General features: G+C 50.3%; 19 protein-coding genes. 5 read left to right on the top strand and 14 right to left on the bottom strand.

What is annotated here, in order from left to right:
• Positions 1-7 precede the first annotated feature (7 nt).
• The 3 genes from JQX58_RS07970 to JQX58_RS07960 form a co-directional block, all read right to left on the bottom strand.
• Positions 8-412: a type II toxin-antitoxin system HicB family antitoxin gene (locus JQX58_RS07970; protein WP_204146306.1), complete on the bottom strand. Its 405-nt coding sequence runs from the start codon at positions 410-412 to the stop codon at positions 8-10.
• Between the two features lie 9 nt (positions 413-421).
• Entirely contained in the window at positions 422-607 is a 186-nt protein-coding gene (locus JQX58_RS07965; protein ID WP_204146305.1) for a type II toxin-antitoxin system HicA family toxin, read from the bottom strand.
• A 135-nt stretch (positions 608-742) separates the two neighbouring features.
• Positions 743-2356, bottom strand: coding sequence for a methyl-accepting chemotaxis protein (locus JQX58_RS07960; RefSeq protein WP_204146304.1), 1614 nt, complete (start codon positions 2354-2356; stop codon positions 743-745).
• Between the two features lie 177 nt (positions 2357-2533).
• Here JQX58_RS07960 and JQX58_RS07955 point away from each other — a divergent pair, with 177 nt between their 5' ends.
• Together JQX58_RS07955 and JQX58_RS07950 are read left to right on the top strand one after the other, a co-directional pair.
• Entirely contained in the window at positions 2534-3784 is a 1251-nt protein-coding gene (locus tag JQX58_RS07955; protein WP_204146303.1) for a DUF2868 domain-containing protein, read from the top strand.
• A 1-nt stretch (position 3785) separates the two neighbouring features.
• Positions 3786-5141 (top strand): GTPase/DUF3482 domain-containing protein, encoded by a 1356-nt coding sequence (locus tag JQX58_RS07950; protein ID WP_204146302.1) that lies wholly within the window; start codon positions 3786-3788, stop codon positions 5139-5141.
• Position 5142: 1 nt separating this feature from the next.
• Here the strand turns inward: JQX58_RS07950 and JQX58_RS07945 are convergent, their stop codons facing one another.
• The gene (locus JQX58_RS07945; RefSeq protein WP_204146301.1) at positions 5143-5865 is read right to left on the bottom strand and encodes a 1-acylglycerol-3-phosphate O-acyltransferase; all 723 of its coding nucleotides are present in this window, start codon (positions 5863-5865) and stop codon (positions 5143-5145) included.
• A 66-nt stretch (positions 5866-5931) separates the two neighbouring features.
• Positions 5932-6894, bottom strand: a complete 963-nt coding sequence (rlmF, locus tag JQX58_RS07940) for a 23S rRNA (adenine(1618)-N(6))-methyltransferase RlmF (RefSeq protein ID WP_204146300.1) — start codon at positions 6892-6894, stop codon at positions 5932-5934.
• A gap of 175 nt (positions 6895-7069) precedes the next feature.
• On the opposite strand from rlmF, the gene JQX58_RS07935 reads away from it, so the two are divergent.
• Positions 7070-7486: a CBS domain-containing protein gene (locus JQX58_RS07935; protein WP_204146299.1), complete on the top strand. Its 417-nt coding sequence runs from the start codon at positions 7070-7072 to the stop codon at positions 7484-7486.
• Here JQX58_RS07935 and JQX58_RS07930 read toward each other — a convergent pair.
• From JQX58_RS07930 to JQX58_RS07890, 9 genes are all read right to left on the bottom strand, one after another.
• Complete coding sequence (locus JQX58_RS07930; RefSeq protein ID WP_338040705.1) at positions 7483-7833, bottom strand: DUF6164 family protein; 351 nt, start codon at positions 7831-7833, stop codon at positions 7483-7485. The genes JQX58_RS07935 and JQX58_RS07930 overlap by 4 nt on opposite strands.
• 74 nt (positions 7834-7907) lie before the next feature.
• The gene (locus JQX58_RS07925) at positions 7908-8438 is read right to left on the bottom strand and encodes a DUF3833 domain-containing protein (protein ID WP_204146297.1); all 531 of its coding nucleotides are present in this window, start codon (positions 8436-8438) and stop codon (positions 7908-7910) included.
• Position 8439: 1 nt separating this feature from the next.
• Positions 8440-9156 (bottom strand): hypothetical protein, encoded by a 717-nt coding sequence (locus JQX58_RS07920; RefSeq protein ID WP_204146296.1) that lies wholly within the window; start codon positions 9154-9156, stop codon positions 8440-8442.
• Positions 9153-9668 (bottom strand): DUF2878 domain-containing protein, encoded by a 516-nt coding sequence (locus JQX58_RS07915; RefSeq protein ID WP_204146295.1) that lies wholly within the window; start codon positions 9666-9668, stop codon positions 9153-9155. Before JQX58_RS07915 ends, JQX58_RS07920 begins: the two co-directional genes overlap by 4 nt.
• A 20-nt stretch (positions 9669-9688) precedes the next feature.
• Positions 9689-10951: an SAM-dependent methyltransferase gene (locus tag JQX58_RS07910; protein WP_204146294.1), complete on the bottom strand. Its 1263-nt coding sequence runs from the start codon at positions 10949-10951 to the stop codon at positions 9689-9691.
• A 16-nt stretch (positions 10952-10967) separates the two neighbouring features.
• The gene (locus tag JQX58_RS07905; protein WP_204146293.1) at positions 10968-11741 is read right to left on the bottom strand and encodes a DUF1365 domain-containing protein; all 774 of its coding nucleotides are present in this window, start codon (positions 11739-11741) and stop codon (positions 10968-10970) included.
• Complete coding sequence (locus tag JQX58_RS07900) at positions 11741-12994, bottom strand: NAD(P)/FAD-dependent oxidoreductase (RefSeq protein WP_204146292.1); 1254 nt, start codon at positions 12992-12994, stop codon at positions 11741-11743. The genes JQX58_RS07905 and JQX58_RS07900 overlap by 1 nt, the downstream gene beginning before the upstream one ends.
• 14 nt (positions 12995-13008) lie before the next feature.
• The gene (locus tag JQX58_RS07895; protein ID WP_204146291.1) at positions 13009-13767 is read right to left on the bottom strand and encodes an SDR family NAD(P)-dependent oxidoreductase; all 759 of its coding nucleotides are present in this window, start codon (positions 13765-13767) and stop codon (positions 13009-13011) included.
• Positions 13768-13777: 10 nt separating this feature from the next.
• Complete coding sequence (locus JQX58_RS07890; protein ID WP_204146290.1) at positions 13778-14221, bottom strand: nuclear transport factor 2 family protein; 444 nt, start codon at positions 14219-14221, stop codon at positions 13778-13780.
• Positions 14222-14380: 159 nt separating this feature from the next.
• On the opposite strand from JQX58_RS07890, the gene JQX58_RS07885 reads away from it, so the two are divergent.
• A complete protein-coding gene (locus JQX58_RS07885) occupies positions 14381-14959 on the top strand; it encodes an RNA polymerase sigma factor (RefSeq protein ID WP_204146289.1) in 579 nt (192 codons plus the stop codon).
• A gap of 6 nt (positions 14960-14965) precedes the next feature.
• Positions 14966-15670 (top strand): ChrR family anti-sigma-E factor, encoded by a 705-nt coding sequence (locus JQX58_RS07880; protein ID WP_204146288.1) that lies wholly within the window; start codon positions 14966-14968, stop codon positions 15668-15670.
• The last annotated feature ends 12 nt before the right edge of the window (positions 15671-15682 follow it).

Here is a 15682-nt window from a genome sequence, read left to right as displayed (position 1 = left end):
TAATTATCTACACCAAATTTAAAACTTTTTTAGACGCCTCAGCCAAGAATCCCGAACGCGATTTATACTTCGGATTTGCCGCCACCACTTTATCAATCTTGGTGATCAATAAATGCGGCAAAGTGACATTGATCTTCTCGCTTTTGCCAAGCAGCGGGGTGATATCAACATTCACAATCGCCCAGATGCCATTACGGTAATCTGGGTTGTCTTTTAGCTCTGCCACTGGGCTTGCCACAGGAATCTCTTCGCCGTCTTCCAGCATCAGCTCTAAGTGAGTAAAGATCGCCTCTTCTGCCATGTCCAAAGCTTCATCAAAGCTGTCTCCTGCAGAGAAACAACCTGGTAGATCAGGCACGGTGACACCGTAGCTCACGCCGTTATCAGTATGTAATACGATAGGATATTTCATGGTAGATACCTACTTATCAAGCTCGGCTTGTTTTTTGATGCTGTTAAACGTACCAAGTGGCACATCTTTTTTCGGGTGCGGCACGGTGACCGTACCTTTTTTGGTGGGATGCTTAAATTGCACATGACTCCCCTTCACCCGAACTTGATACCAGCCATCGTCCAACAGCAGCTGAATCACTTCTCTACTTTTCATCGATCATTCCTTTGATCTTAAGCGCTTTAAATATAACCCCAATAACCCCAAAATTCCAGAAACTGATTATTTCACATACAAAAAAGCCGCTTCATGGAAGCGGCTTTTCTTATGGCTAAATGTAATCGCTTAAGACTAGACCTTGAAGCTGCCCACTTGGCGATCTAATTCTTCGAAGAGATCGCTGATTTGTTTCGATTGCGCTTGTACGCTTTCGGAAACCGCTTGTACTTCGTCGGTTTGTGCTTTCATCGCCGACAAGTTCTCGTTGATCTCACCCGATACGGTCGATTGTTCTTGCGTAGCTTGAGCGGTTTGCGCGGCCATTTCTTGCACTTTGCCAAACGACTCTTGTAGCGCACCGAAGATACGGATCACTTCGTCGAAGTTAGACACTGTGGTGTCAGCATTGGTGCGGCTGTTTTGAATCGCGCGCGATGACTCATGCACGTTGACTTTGAGCTGATCGATCATAGATTCGATTTCGTTGGTGCTGTCTTGAGTACGCGTTGCCAGTGTGCGTACTTCGTCGGCTACCACGGCAAAGCCTCGACCTTGCTCACCGGCACGGGCCGCCTCGATCGCGGCGTTAAGCGCCAACAAGTTGGTTTGTTCAGCGATGTTACGGATCACTTCTAGTACCGAAGCAATCGCTTCCGAGCTTTTCTCAAGGTCCGTCGCGCGACCAAGAGCTTGTTCGATATCACCCACTAGCCCATCGATGGCACTGCGTGAGTTATTCACCGCACCGATACCTTGGTCTGCTAGGGCGCTCGAGTTGTGCGCCTCGGTGGCAGTATCGTTCGCCACACCGGCCATTTCTTGGTTCGACATGTTCATTTCATGGGCCGCGCTAACGATGGAGTTCGACGCGTTAACCAAGGTAGTGGTCACGCCTGCAGTGCGCTCAGATACGTGGGTAAGTTCGCTGGTCATGCTGCCCAAAGACTGAGACTGCTGTCGGATGCTGCCGATGATGCCACGTAGACGCTCAACAAAGCCGTCAAACTCGTTGGCTAGATCGCCCAACTCATCTTTGGCGGTCGAGTTAATGCGCTGCGTTAAGTCACCATCACCTTCGGCGATTTCTTTAATACGACTAGCCAAGTGGTTAACGCGCTCGTTTAGACGTTTCGGCACTAAGTAACCAAACGCGGCAGCGATCGCCAGCACGATCACGATAATGATGAGTTTAGTGTTTTGGGTTTGTTCGATGCTTGCTAAAGCTTCTTGCTGTGCCTCTTGGGCGCGATTGTTGACGGTTTCACCTGCTACATCTAGCACATCACGGATTGCCGAGAAGCTGGCATCGGCTTGCGCCATCGCTGCGCTCGTATCTTGGCCTGCTTGCGCTTGGCGTAGCAGGGTCGCTTCTTGTGCTTGCCATGCGTTAAACAAGGCATCGAAGTTTGAAAATTGGCTGACTAGCTGTGGCTCTGATGCTAAGGCCGCACGGTAGGCATTAAAACGATCTTTAACTTGTTGTGCGTTGTCAGCGAAATCCGCTTGGTTATCTGCCAGAGACCCTTGCCCATTAACGATGGCATTACGCGCTACTAGCGCTTGGTAAATATCGCGATCGGCATTCAGTACCAAACTGCTGGCAGCGAAATAGGATTTAGCTTGTTTGTCCATTTGCTGTTTGGCAATATCGACAATCGCTATAGAAGAGAAATACACACCCAGTAAAATCGCACCTAACAATGCAATCGGTGCGGTCACCTTAGTTCGAATGGAATTTAAACGCATGTGAGACCAACCTTTGTCTAGTCACTTTGATGATTTGATACTAATGTAGCCCTGTCGCAAGGCACAATTCCCTGTAACAATTACATACATATTACGCTTTCGACGTAACAATTCGCCAAGTACAGATACAGCCTGATAGACTGACGTTGATAAATGTCATCCAAAAACGGTATGCCTATGAATGATTTAGCTGAGGATGTCGGTGCTATGCCCCTTGCGCGTCAAGAACAGTCTGCGCTTAAAGCCAGTCTCGAACAACACCACCCATCAAGCCTAGCAGACGCTGGCGTTTATGATAGCTATACCAAGGTCGTAGGCTTAGGTAATGGCTTACAGCTGCTATTGATTGGTTTGTTTACCATCATGGGCGCGGTCGCAGCGCCGATCTCGTTTGGTTCGGGTACGGATCAAGCGCTGAATATTTTTTGGCTATTGGTGATTTTACTCGGTGCTCACTTGGTCAGTTTGTTGATTTGGCTGGCGAGTCTTGCGACCCAAAGCCCGCGCGGCGGCGGTCAGTTGCAGTGGTTTTCACTGTTGCTTGATAAAGTCGGCCGCGCACTGCGTTTGCCCAAACCTGTACTGGAAAGCTTTATTCAGCTGCGTCTACGGGGTCGTACTGGCCGATGGCTAATGGGACGCTTAGTCCACAGCTGCTGGACGGGCTATTTGCTCGGCGGCTTATGCAGTGCGCTGTTATTTTTGATGACCCATCAAGTACAGTTTGTCTGGGAAACCACTCTGCTGACACAACAGGATTTTTATCAGGTGAGTCAGTGGCTTAGCGTGTTGCCAAGCATGATCGGCGCACCGATGCCAACGCTTAGCGATATTCAAATGAGCCAAATTGGTGTCGCAGAACAAAGCGATAGCGTGCGCCAAATGTGGGGCTTATGGCTGCTCAGCTGTGTGCTCTTGTACGGTGTATTGGTGCGTTTACTGTTTACCGCGCTAAGTCATGTGTTATACCGCTCAGCGCGTCAATCCCTATGGCAACAGCTTGTGCCGAGCGCGCCAAAAGCACGCTACCAATCACGCATTTTGGACGCCGACAACACCTCTGCAACGACAACGCCTACGATGACTCAAACCGCCGTAGCCGATGCAGCACCAGCGCCGCTGCCACAAGATTCACGCTACTTTTTGTTTGAGTGGAGTAAGGCCGAGCCTACTAATATTGAAGTCACTGCACGAGTGGAAGATGCCGCTTCCCAGCAGGCTTATTTACAAGATCAAGCGTCTGACAAAGTCTTGGTATTAGACGCCGAGAACAGCCCTGATCGCGGCAGTTTGCGCTTTATTAAACAAGCTGTGCCTTCAACCCACACTATCTATTTACACGGCCAGACATTTGTCGAGGCTTGGACCCAAGCGCTATTAGAGCGTGGTGTCGATGCCGCGCAGATTCGCCACTGGAAGGATGTGTAATATGTCGATTTCTTTGTTAATTGTCGGCCACGCTAACACGGGCAAAACCTCACTGATTCGCACCATGCTGCGCGATCATAACTTTGGCGAGGTACAAAACTACTCAGGCACCACGCGTCATGTGGAGCAAATCTCGCTGACGCTCAACGACGCGCCCTTGCTGGACTTGATCGACACCCCAGGATTTGAGGATTCGATCGGCCTGTGGCAAACCCGTGTGCAGGATTATGCAGATACCAGCAATGAGCGCTGGCTTGAGGCGGTACAAAGCGACAGTGCGCTGCAGGATGACTTTGAGCAGGAGCTGAAAATCCTTAAGCAGCTCAGTCGCTGCGATATTATTTTGTATGTGATCGATTTACGCCAAGCGCCATTGGGTAAGTATCTGGATGAGCTCAATATCCTCGCTTGTGCCAACAAGCCGATCGTGCCGATTCTTAACTTTTGTAACGCCGAGCAGAGCCACGAAAGCGAATGGCGCCGCTGCCTGGCCGAGCGCCAGCTGCATGCTCATGTACGCTACGATACAGTAGCGTTCTTTTTGGCCGATGAGCGCAAGCTGTACCAGACCCTGCAAAGCTTGGCACCAGATGAATACGACACCTTACAAGCGCTGATCAACCAACGCGAGCAAGACGCTGCCAAGCGTCTCACGCAGGCCAAACAAGCCCTTAGTCATGCCCTGATTGACTGCACTACCAGCCAATTTGTATGTGCCTCGACGACGCCAAGCGCTAGCGAAAAGCAAGCATTTGAACAGCATATTCGTCAACGTGAACAGGCGTTTGTGAGCTACTGTTTGCGCTTATACGATTTTCGCCACGAAGATGTGGTGCTAAGGGATTTACCTTTACAAGAAGGTCAATGGCAACAGGATATCTTTGATCCCGACACGCTTAAAAGTTGGGGCATCAACACCAGCACTAGCGCTGCCACGGGTGCGGCCATCGGCGCTGGCATTGATATTTTGAGCGCTGGTCTCACTTTAGGTACAGCGACGACGCTTGGCGCTATTTTAGGTGCAGGTGTGCAGACGGGGCGTTCTTTTAAAACCACTTTGATGAATAAGTTGCGTAAGCGCTCGGTGTTGGCGCTGAATCCAGACAGCTCGATTGCGCTTTTGTATCGCGGCATTCAGCTGATTGCCCATTTGCACCAACGCGGTCACGCGTCCCAACAAGCCTACCAAGGGCAATCAGATACGCTGCCAGACAAACAAGAGGTGGCACGCTTAGAGAAGTTGTTTGCCCGCATTAGCCAGCGCCCAGAGTGGCACCAGGCTAACGAGCTGCCCGATCATGAGCTGGTGACTGCGCTACAACAAGCGATTGATGAGGCCTTGCCGACCAGCCGCTAGGTTATTCGGCTTGCTCAATCGCTTGGTCTAGCTCGAGCTGCTTGGCGTGCATAAGGGTTTCACACTGTTTGACCAGCTGTGCGACATCTTGCTCGGTCAGACCTTCGGTAAAAATCGGGTCCATCACTTCCACTTTGACGGTGCCATTGCGTAGGCGATTCCACTTAACTTGCTCGTGGGTCGAGCTACACACCACAGGAATGATGGGCACTCCCGCCTGAATGGCGGCATGAAACGCACCGCGTTTGAAGGGTAACCAGCCGCGGCCACGACTGCGCGTGCCTTCGGGAAACATCCAAATCGACAGGCCTGAGGCGCGCATTTTGCTAACGATTTGTTTGATGGTAGCGATGGCTTTGTCGCGGTCGTTGCGTTCAATCAAAAAATTACCGGTGGCCCAATACAACCAGCCAAAAAACGGTAGCCATTTCAGAGTACTCTTGCCGACGGTGACCGTATGATGCGGCACCACATGAGAAAAGGTAAACAAATCAAAGTTGTTCTGATGGTTGGCGATGTACACCGCTTGCGCCACATCATAGGCTTTGTAAGACACGTGCTTTTCCACCCGTAAGCCAAACAAGCGTGCCACTGGCGCAAAGGCTTTGGCGATGTAATACACTCGATCTTTGGAAAAGGCGAGCAGTAAGCTCATGATCAAGCCCCCTGCTGTCACCAACAGGATCAACAATACCAGTACTACTAACCTTACGAGCGCGATCATAGGAACACCTTTTAGTCGCTTGGGTATGTTTCAGTTTAGTCTATCTGCGCGCCGCGGATGCGAGCGTTATTTGCGCCAGCGGGTATCGCGCCAGTAATCGATTTGCGCATCTTCCAAAAAGCTCCACGCCACAAAGCGGCTGACTTTTTGGCCTTGCGCCATCTCTATGGTTTTGACTTGTATCGCGCCCGCTTGTTCCAGAGCGCGGTAAATGCTCGGCAAATTATCGCGTCGCGCGACCAAGCTGGTAAACCAGAAGCAGCGCTCTTTAAAGGCCACACTCTCTTTGATCATACGCGTGATAAAGCCTGCCTCGCCGCCGTCGCACCAAAGCTCAGGTCCGTGACCACCAAAGTTAAGGGTACCTTTTTTAGCATCGGCTTTGGCATTAAGGCCGCGCCATTTGCGTTTGTTTTCTGAGCTCATGGCCGCTTCACTGCTGTGGAACGGCGGATTACATAAGGTCACATCAAACAGTTCATCGTCTTGCCACACACCGGCGAAGATACGCTCTGCTTGCTGTTGCTGACGAATGCTGACGCGTTTTTTAAGGCTTGGGTTAGCATCGACAATAAGACTCGCCGCCTGTACCGCGGTCGGATTCACATCACTGCCGACAAATTGCCAGCCGTACTCTTGCGAGCCAATGATCGGGTAGACGCAGTTGGCTCCGGTGCCAACATCCAATGCTTTGACGCCACGGCCACGAGGAATCTGGCCTTGGTTACAATCAGCCAGTAAATCCGCTAGGTAATGAATGTAATCGGCACGCCCTGGAATCGGTGGGCATAGATAGCCTTCGGGGATGTCCCAAAACAATACCCCATAAAAGTGATTCAGTAGCGCGCGGTTAAGCACTTTTACCGCTTCTGGATCGGCAAAATCAATGGTTTGAGTGCCGTATTGATTCAGCTTGATATGAGGCGCTAGCTCTGGGCACGAGTCCGCCAGCAGCGCAAAGTTGTAGCGCGCACGATGGGGATTGCGTGGGTGCAGGGTTAGCTTGTTGTCTTTTTTCGACTTACTCATAAAGGCGCTGTACCAAGGTCGGTTAACGGATGCTCAATCGTCTTATTTTAAAGACTTTTAACGGGAAGTAAAAAGGCTCACGCACAAACCTGCCAATGGCCGGCGAATCTGGGCAAAATCTAGCGTCAGGCACTACACTTAAAGGACATTCACCACCAACAAAGTGGAGGCTCTTATGAAGCTAGATGCCTTGTGTGTGAGAGATATCATGTCCCATGACACGTTTCACGTGCAGCCAACGACAGCAGCCGATGAATGCGCGCGTCAGCTGGCGCTACACAAACTTAGCGGCGCCCCCGTCACCGACCAGTACGGTCGCCTGATCGGCTTTGTCTCAGAGCAAGATTTGCTGGGGCCACTGAGCCAATCGGCCTATCACTGTGACAGCCCAGGCTCGGTTGCCAAAGTGATGAGTGAAGATGTGCTGTTTGTAACGCCCGACCAACAAGTCATGCAGGTGGTCAACTTGATGATGGGCAGCAAGCCCAAAATCTACCCTGTGGTGGAGGAAGGTCGCCTCATTGGCATTGTTACGCGCCGCTTAGTGATGCGCGCCTTATTACAAGCGCAACAAACCTGTACGCCGGTTTAGCCCGCTAAGCGCTGGCCAATCCAAAATGGAATCAAGGTCAACGACAATACCAATAAGATGCCAAGGACGGTAAACACAAACTCCACTGGGTTTTGTTTGGCATGGGTTAAAAACCCCGCAAGCCAATCTTTGGCGGTGATCGGCGTGGCCTGCTGCGCCCGTTGCGCTTGATCTTGTGCGATCAGCTCTTTGGCTTGGGCTGCTTGCGCTTTGTCTCGTACCCAGATGCCTGCCATCGAGATTTGCCAGCGGCCAGCGCTGGTTTCATAGAACTCAATACCCTGCTCGTTTAGCAACTCACGGATGTCATCCGCCTCTTGCTCGGGGACGTTTTTTAAACGAAACACTAATTGCGCCACGACTCACCTTTGTTCACGTTGTTATCGAGGCGCAAGATTAGCACAGGCATCTCAGTTCTACACTAAGGATCGACACGGCGAATGGTGAGCGTCAGCTGGCCTACTTCAAAACCAAACTTTTTAAGGGTCGATTCGTTAATCAATACATCTGGCGTCACTAAGTACATGCGATCATCGACGCTGACATCAATGGTATCGCCATCATAGGGCACACGCAGCACATACTTCATAAACAGCGCGTTACCCGCCGTTTTCAGTGTGCCTGGCCCGACCGCGTCGTTGGCATTGGCGGTGTAGCTACCGTCGGCGTTTGGCTCTAGCGTCCATGTGCGCTCTTGACGCTCACCATCGTCAAATACAAACCATTCTTCTAATGTGCCGACGCCATCTTGCCAGCTACCTTTAAGATCCGCTGAAAAATAACGAATCACTTCGCCGCTGTAATCTTTGAGCACACCATGGGCGACCAGATCGCCCTCAAAAAAGGTTTCCACATCAAACTTAGGCTCATTGTCAGCATAAGTTTCAACCGTGGTCGACGAGCAGCCAGCAAGGCCCACCATCATGGCGCAAAAAAGTACGATTCGAAGCATGTTATTCTCCTGTAGCTTGGCTATCTGGGTATTGGTAATGAATATCAACGCTTTGGTAGTCGCCGTCGGCATTGGCAATATTGCCACGCCCAGTGAAGCGTACTAAGTTACGCGTATTAGGGTCATAAGCCACCGTGAGCGGGTCTACCGCAAGCGAGACCCACCAAGACTGCGGCGCAATAGAAAAACACTTGGCGCTAGCTGGCGTATTGGCCAAACAGTCCGTTTGACTGACTTTGAAGCTCACCGTGGTGGTTTCACTGGGCACCAAGTATTGGATTTCAAAGGGCTTGCCCTCGGTCAGCGCCTGCCAATTATTTTTAACGTATTTATCAAACCCCGCGTCGACTAGCAGACGCTTGCTGCGCTCAAAACGCTTTTGAAACACTTTGCCATTGTCACTGGCGCGGTAGCGTAATTTAAGCTTGCCATCCGCATTGCTGACTTCGATGCGCTCACCGATCAGATCATTAGTTTGGGTAAATGTTGGCGCCTGCTCTGACACGGAGTAATCAAGGGTTTTGCGAGCAAATACCTCACCTTGGGGCGACTCGTAAGACACTTGGTGGCGACCATCCTCGAGGTATTGGTGTTTTTCAACATACACCAACTGATCACTGTCAAGACGATACGCTTTACCCACGACGGTAGTGTCTTGAGCCATACTGGGTGCAGCGAGCGCGGCCAGACAAAGGCCTGCAACAGTCTGCTTCATCATGATTTAAGTCCTTGTCGGTGATTTAAAAACTGTACGCCCATGACGCCCACTTGCATCAACCAAAACCAGATAAAGCCAATAAGCACTAAGGTTTCGAGTTGGCCTTGACCGAATGACACTTCGGCAAAGCGCGCGCCCATCAGGTAACTAAACGGTACGGAAAGCGCAGCCAAGACACTGAGTAGCCACGGCCGCTGCTGGCCCCAATGTAGGCAATGGAAAAACAGTGAGCCGACGCCTGCCCAGAGACCCAGAAGCCAAGGCGGCGGTAAAGGAAAGGTCCAGATCGACGGTGGCATCATCAGCCAGCCACCAAAGATCAAGGCACCATCAACAATGATGCCAAGCCCCACGAATAAGACGATCAACCACCACTCGTTGCTTTGCTGCACAAAAAAGTAATGATGCAGCACAAAGTAGACGACGATGGCCGCTAAGGCCCAATCATCGCCCCCTAAAACACAGGCAAACCATAACAGTTGGAAACTAACGGCATTGAGTATCGTCTTCATAACGGCCTCACGGCGTCTGATTAGCGTCTCTGGAATCGGTAATTTGGTTTGGCCATCACGAATTGGCCGGTACTGATGGCACGCTCGCGAAAACCACCTTCGCAATAAGCGAGATAGAAATCCCACATGCGGCAGAAGACATCATCAAAGCCCTGCTGTTTGACCGCATCCAGCTTGTCGAAGAAGCGCGTGCGCCAGTCTTGTAGGGTGTCAGCGTAATGCTCGGTAATATCTTCCACGTCGATGATTTGCATGTTGGTTTTATTGGCCACTTTGTCAGCGATCACCGCGTTTGACGGCAAACACCCCCCAGGGAAGATATAGCGCTGGATAAAGTCCACCGACTTGCGCGCGTAATCATAACGCTGGTCTGCAATAGTGATTGCTTGAATCGCCATTAATCCTTCCGGCTTTAACAGCTCGCTGCATTTGGCAAAGTAGCTGTCGTAATATTCATGGCCAACTGCTTCAATCATTTCGATCGATACGAGTTTGTCGTATTGGCCAGTTAAGTCGCGGTAATCCTCCAGCAACAAGGTCACACGATTGCTCAGACCTTCGGCTTGTACGCGCGCCTTGGCGTATTCGTATTGCTCTTTTGAAATGGTCGTCGTGGTCACATGACAGCCATAATGCTTGGCCGCATGGATCGCCATACCGCCCCAGCCGGTACCAATTTCTAGCAAGTGATCGCCAGGCCCAAGTTCAAGCTTTTGGCACATGCGGTCGAGCTTGTGCACGGACGCCTGCTCAAGGGTCGCATCGGCACTTGGATAGACCGCAGCGGAGTACATCATGGTCGGATCTAAAAATAGCTCAAAGAAGTCGTTACCCAAATCATAATGAGCGGCGATGTTTTTACGCGAACCATCGCGGGTGTTGGCGTTAAGGGAATGAAATAACTTGTGACCTATACGCTGCCAAATTGGGCGCTTGGCATCCACTTCGTTGATTAGGTTTAGATTGGCCACCATCAAACGAATCACATTAGGCAGGTCGGGCGTGGTCCAATGCCCTTTCATGTAGGCTTCTCCGGCGCCGATGCTGCTGTTTAAAAAGACGTCGCGATACGCTTCGATGTCTTTCACAGTAATGTGAGCATGGTAATGGGCGGTGGCCGAATCTTGGCCAAAGCTATAATGTTCGCCTTGGTCTTCGAGTACCAAATGGCCAACTTCAAGTCGTCTGAGCATCGCGAACACGGCTTTTTTCGCGGCTTTATCGATTAACCCCTGACGTCGCGCTGACTTTTTGCGACGTCCGACATTGATTGAGTTGATCATCTGCTTCCCCTTAATCTCACGAATGTCCTGCTTTGTGTTTTGGGTGGTCATGCACTGGCACACGCTTCACAAATAGCTTTAAGGCTTGCCAATATATGCCCCATACAACCTTGGCCGTCATCCACGGATAGCGCCATAAAATCGAGGCGAGACTGCGTTTGGTGATTGTCTCGCGGCGCAGCGACAAGGTTGCATCAAAAACACATTGCTGTGCTTCGGTTTGTTCTTTATTACGCATGTGTATGGCAATCTTCTGCCCCGGCACACTGCTGCGCCAATCGTAAAAATGTTCCATCGGATGAAACGGCGACACATGCATGGTTTTGTCTATGTTAGTACGCTGAACCGGCTTGCTTGGATCACAGGCAAACACATAGGCCACCTTCTCGCCCCAAGGTGTATTGGTCACTTCTAGCAACATTGCGTGCAGAGTTTCCTGCTCGTCAAAGCAGTAATAGACGGAGATCGGATTGATTAAATAACCAAAGTAGCGGGCATTGGTCAGTAGTCGAACTGGGCCTGAAAGGTTAAGCCCGAGACGCTGATTGACTTCGTCTTGCACCGCCTGTTTGATACTTTTGTCGGACGTGCCGAAGTAGTCTTGGCGCACAAAGCGTGCTGGGCGCCAGCGCTTAGCTGACCACCATGGTGAGCTGGCTAAGATGGCATCAACTTCGTCTAAATCGAAATACACCATGCTGACTTGGTAAGTAAACGCGTGCGCTTTGGGCGTAAAGCGGCGATGGCGCACCGTGCCCGTGTAAAAACCACTGCGCCAAGTATCGCTCATTACCAGTTCACTCCTAGCGCTTTGGCAACGCGTACGCCACTCCAACAGCCATCTTCATGGAAACCATTTCGCCAGTAAGCGCCACAGAACCAGGTATTACCAAAGTTGATTTCATGCCAGCGCTCCTGCGCTTCGATCCCCGCGAGAGTGAAGGTCGGGTGCGCATAACGGTAGCGTCCGATGATCTTTTGCGGATCAATCCAATCGGTGTGGTTTAAAGTCACCACATAGGTATTGGCTGCACCCTCAAGGTTTTGCAGGATGTTCATGTTGTAGCTGAGCGTCGCAGGCTTAGTTTGGTCTTTGCTTAGGTGATAGTTCCAGCTTGACCATGCAAGCTTGGCTTTAGGCATCAAACTGGTATCTGTGTGCAACACCACATCGTTATCACGGTAAGGAATGGCACCTAAAATTTCACGCTCTGACGCCGAGGCATCATCCCCCAGTAGGGCCAGTGCTTGATCGCTGTGACAAGCAAACACCACATGATCAAAGATTTCTGTGTGCTGATCAGTAAAGCGAATCTCTACCTTACCTGGCTGGCGGGTCACCTTTTCGATTTCGCTATTAAGTCGGATACGCGATTTGAAAGCTTGTGTGAGTGGCTCAAGATAAGCGCTCGAACCGCCTTCGATCACATGCCACTGGGGACGATTATTAACGCTCAATAAGCCGTGATTTTTGAAAAAACGCACAAAAAACACCAGCGGAAAATCGAGCATTTCTTGCAGGGTGGACGACCATATTGCGCTGCCCATGGGGATTAAATAATGGCTGGCAAACTGTTGGCCATAGCCTTTTTGGTCGAGATACTCACCCAAGGTGATAGCCGGGTCTAAGCGCCCTGAATCGAGGTCTTTAATGGATTGTTTATTAAAGGCGACGATGTCTTTTAACATCCCCAAAAAGCGCGGATTAAGTAGGTTTTTGCGCTGCGCAAACAGGGTATTCAAATTGTTGCCGCCATACTCTAAGCCGGTGCGATCACAGCTGACACTGAAGCTCATCTCGGTCGGTCTTGAGCGCACGCCAAGCTCATTCATCAGGCGAATGAAGTTAGGGTAAGTCCAATCGTTATAAACAATAAAGCCGGTGTCGATTTGACGCGTAACACCTTGATCATCCACCGTTTTACTAGCTGTATGGCCACCAATACGGCTGTCTCGTTCAAATACTGTGATGTCATATTCTTGGCGCAATAGATACGCAGCCGTCAGGCCCGAGATACCCGTGCCAATAATCGCTACTTTCATGTGTTTGATGTTCCTTACTCAGACGTTTCGCGAGCGTTTTGCTTAAACCAAAGCTTAGGGAAAAGTTTCGACAGTGCCAGCGCAGCTGACAGTCGCTTAGGAAAGGCGTATTCGTAGACACGCTTATCAATGGCCTTTTGAATGCGTGCCGCAGCTTGGTCTGGCGACATCAAAAAGGGCATCGGGAAATCATTACGTTTGGTTAATGGCGTGTCGATAAAACCTGGCATGATGCAGGTGACGTCAATATCATCCGGCGCTAAGTCTAAGCGTAACGACGCTAGTAAATAGCGTGACGCCGCTTTACTCGCGCCGTACGCCTCCGAGCGAATAAACGGCGCTTGTACCGCTTGCGAGCTGACGCCGACCAAATGCGCGTCGGGGGTTTGCTTGAGCAGGTCTAAACAGACTCTTAGTGAACGCACCATGCCCATGTAATTGACTTGGTTGACGCGATCAAACAGGCTCCAATCGGGCTTGTCCATATCAAGGTATTCACACGTTCCGGCATTTAAAATCACTAGATCGAGGCGTTTGGTGATTTTCTCAAGCAAGGCCTTAGCAGGCTCTACCTCCTCTTCTTTAGTCACATCAAACGGCATAAAGTGCAATGCATCAGGGTATAAGCGACTTAGTCCAGCCAGCTCTTTCTCACGTCGCGCTGAGGCCACCACGTGATAACCCCGCTCAAGATACGCTTGCGTCAGCGATAATCCTAACCCCGAGCTCGCCCCGGTGATCCAAGCAAATGGTGCGTTTCCTACTGCTGGCATAATAACACTCCTATGTTGCGCTAAGACGTTTGCGTAATTTGGTCACCGCCCATCCGACGACAGGCACGTGTTCATAAATCATCTGCCCCATGTCGTAGATGTCTTCATGATAGTAAATGCGCTCGTTAAATTGTATTTGCGACACGCCGCGCACCACATGGGTCTCTTTACCAAGCTTGGGATGACGAAAGTACATATTCCATTTAATATAGGCAGTGTCAGGACCAATAAGCTGATCCAAGAACTCAAATCGACCACTTTCGACATTGTCACACATGTTGGACAAGTAAGCGTGTAATTCATCCATGCCTTCGATCTGGTGGACAGGGTCACGAAATTTGATGTCGCTACTGTACATATCGCCTATGACATCCAGTTTAGGATGTTTCACGTCTTTGTAAAACGCTTTGAAGCGTTCAATTAGCGCTTGGCTTTCTGGGGTAGCATGGGACATGGAGTGTACTCATTTTTTAGTTCTGACAAGTTCTAATACAATACGAACGTTTTTTTTTATCAGATCACTGATCCAACTCAGTCATTAAAGACGTATCCATTTACGCAAGCACGCTTGCCACACCCAAACAGACTTTATTTTGTACGTTTGGAGCACAGGATGAACATGGTTTCAGAAAATCTAGACAGTGATCACACCTTAGTCGACGATATGGCCTTAATCGCGACGCAGAAAAATACTGCGGCGCTAGAGAGACTGTTCGACCACTATGCCCCACGAATACGCGCATTTTGTTTGTCTGCCCAACCCGGCTCCAACCTTATGGCGGATGATATCGCCCAAGAGGTAATGATCCGGATTTGGAATAAGGCGCATCTCTACAACCCTGCTACCGCTTCGCTGAATACTTGGGTATTTACCATTGCGCGAAACGCGCGGATTGATTACATGCGCAAAAATGGGCGTTACCAGAGTGACATCGATCCTGATGGTTTCTGGAGCGAGCTTGTCGATGAAAATGCTGATCCGTTTAGCGACGTTCAGCAAAAGCGAGACCAAGAACGTATTCGCAACGGTCTTAACGAACTTCCCAACGACCAACAACAAGTACTTTCAAAGGTTTATTTAGAAGGCAAAAGCCATTCTGAAGCCTCACAAGAACTTGGGTTGCCGCTGGGCACGGTTAAGTCACGTGTGCGTCTTGCTCTCAACAAGTTATCTGTAATTATTAAGAGGTAGTCGTTTATGCTTAGCTGCCACCCTACTTTGGACATGTTAACTGACTATTCGTCTGGGTCCTTGTCGTTGGCCCATGCGCTGGCGGTTTCGACCCATTTGGATCAATGTGCCCACTGTCGCGAGCAAGTAAAACGTCTCAATATGTTAGGCGCCGAACTGTTGTCCAAACAAGCAGACACCGCACCACAAAGCCAAATGTCGGCTTTGAAGTCGAGTGTTCTGGCGCGCATTACCGCGCAGTCCGAGCCCACATCTGAGCAAGCCACGGCGCCAGCGCCATCTAGCGCTTTATCAGACACTTTGCGACACATTCCAGCGACGCTACGCCGCTACATCCCAGAAGGCTATGACAAGCTTAAGTGGATGAGCTTAACGCCCTCTTTTAAATTGGCTACCTTGTCCAATGAAAGCAGCGGTGAGCAAATTGCTTTGTTATACATCAAAGCTGGCGCAGCGATGCCTTACCACACTCACACCGGTGATGAGATTACCTTGGTATTGAGTGGCGCTTTCTCGGATGAAGAAGGCTTATATCGAGCGGGTGACTTTATCCGTCGTGGCGATGAGGACCATCACCAGCCACGTGTCACCAAAGACGCCGATTGTATTTGTTTGATTGTGCTCGATTCTCCAATCGAGTTTACCGGAAGGTTTTCGCGCTTTTTCAACCCGATTATGCGCTACTTCCACCCAAGCCGCTTAGCGGGCTAATTGTTGAAAAAA

The organism is Marinomonas ostreistagni (genome assembly GCF_016888445.1).
GTDB classification, from domain to species: domain Bacteria; phylum Pseudomonadota; class Gammaproteobacteria; order Pseudomonadales; family Marinomonadaceae; genus Marinomonas; species Marinomonas ostreistagni.
The sequence above is the reverse complement of the archived record's forward strand: the minus strand, read 5'-3'. Positions and strand labels throughout refer to the sequence as shown.

Excerpts from the sequence above, each read along its gene's own strand:
- JQX58_RS07945 (WP_204146301.1), bottom strand. The coding sequence starts at position 5,865 with ATGATCGCGCTCGTAAGGTTAGTAGTACTGGTATTGTTGATCCTGTTG.
- JQX58_RS07920 (WP_204146296.1), bottom strand. The coding sequence starts at position 9,156 with ATGATGAAGCAGACTGTTGCAGGCCTTTGTCTGGCCGCGCTCGCTGCA.
- JQX58_RS07960 (WP_204146304.1), bottom strand. The coding sequence starts at position 2,356 with ATGCGTTTAAATTCCATTCGAACTAAGGTGACCGCACCGATTGCATTG.
- JQX58_RS07895 (WP_204146291.1), bottom strand. The coding sequence starts at position 13,767 with ATGCCAGCAGTAGGAAACGCACCATTTGCTTGGATCACCGGGGCGAGC.
- JQX58_RS07900 (WP_204146292.1), bottom strand. The coding sequence starts at position 12,994 with ATGAAAGTAGCGATTATTGGCACGGGTATCTCGGGCCTGACGGCTGCG.
- JQX58_RS07890 (WP_204146290.1), bottom strand. The coding sequence starts at position 14,221 with ATGTCCCATGCTACCCCAGAAAGCCAAGCGCTAATTGAACGCTTCAAA.
- JQX58_RS07925 (WP_204146297.1), bottom strand. The coding sequence starts at position 8,438 with ATGCTTCGAATCGTACTTTTTTGCGCCATGATGGTGGGCCTTGCTGGC.
- JQX58_RS07955 (WP_204146303.1), top strand. The coding sequence starts at position 2,534 with ATGAATGATTTAGCTGAGGATGTCGGTGCTATGCCCCTTGCGCGTCAA.
- JQX58_RS07910 (WP_204146294.1), bottom strand. The coding sequence starts at position 10,951 with ATGATCAACTCAATCAATGTCGGACGTCGCAAAAAGTCAGCGCGACGT.
- rlmF (WP_204146300.1), bottom strand. The coding sequence starts at position 6,894 with ATGAGTAAGTCGAAAAAAGACAACAAGCTAACCCTGCACCCACGCAAT.
- JQX58_RS07950 (WP_204146302.1), top strand. The coding sequence starts at position 3,786 with ATGTCGATTTCTTTGTTAATTGTCGGCCACGCTAACACGGGCAAAACC.
- JQX58_RS07915 (WP_204146295.1), bottom strand. The coding sequence starts at position 9,668 with ATGAAGACGATACTCAATGCCGTTAGTTTCCAACTGTTATGGTTTGCC.
- JQX58_RS07905 (WP_204146293.1), bottom strand. The coding sequence starts at position 11,741 with ATGAGCGATACTTGGCGCAGTGGTTTTTACACGGGCACGGTGCGCCAT.
- JQX58_RS07885 (WP_204146289.1), top strand. The coding sequence starts at position 14,381 with ATGAACATGGTTTCAGAAAATCTAGACAGTGATCACACCTTAGTCGAC.
- JQX58_RS07935 (WP_204146299.1), top strand. The coding sequence starts at position 7,070 with ATGAAGCTAGATGCCTTGTGTGTGAGAGATATCATGTCCCATGACACG.
- JQX58_RS07970 (WP_204146306.1), bottom strand. The coding sequence starts at position 412 with ATGAAATATCCTATCGTATTACATACTGATAACGGCGTGAGCTACGGT.
- JQX58_RS07965 (WP_204146305.1), bottom strand. The coding sequence starts at position 607 with ATGAAAAGTAGAGAAGTGATTCAGCTGCTGTTGGACGATGGCTGGTAT.
- JQX58_RS07880 (WP_204146288.1), top strand. The coding sequence starts at position 14,966 with ATGCTTAGCTGCCACCCTACTTTGGACATGTTAACTGACTATTCGTCT.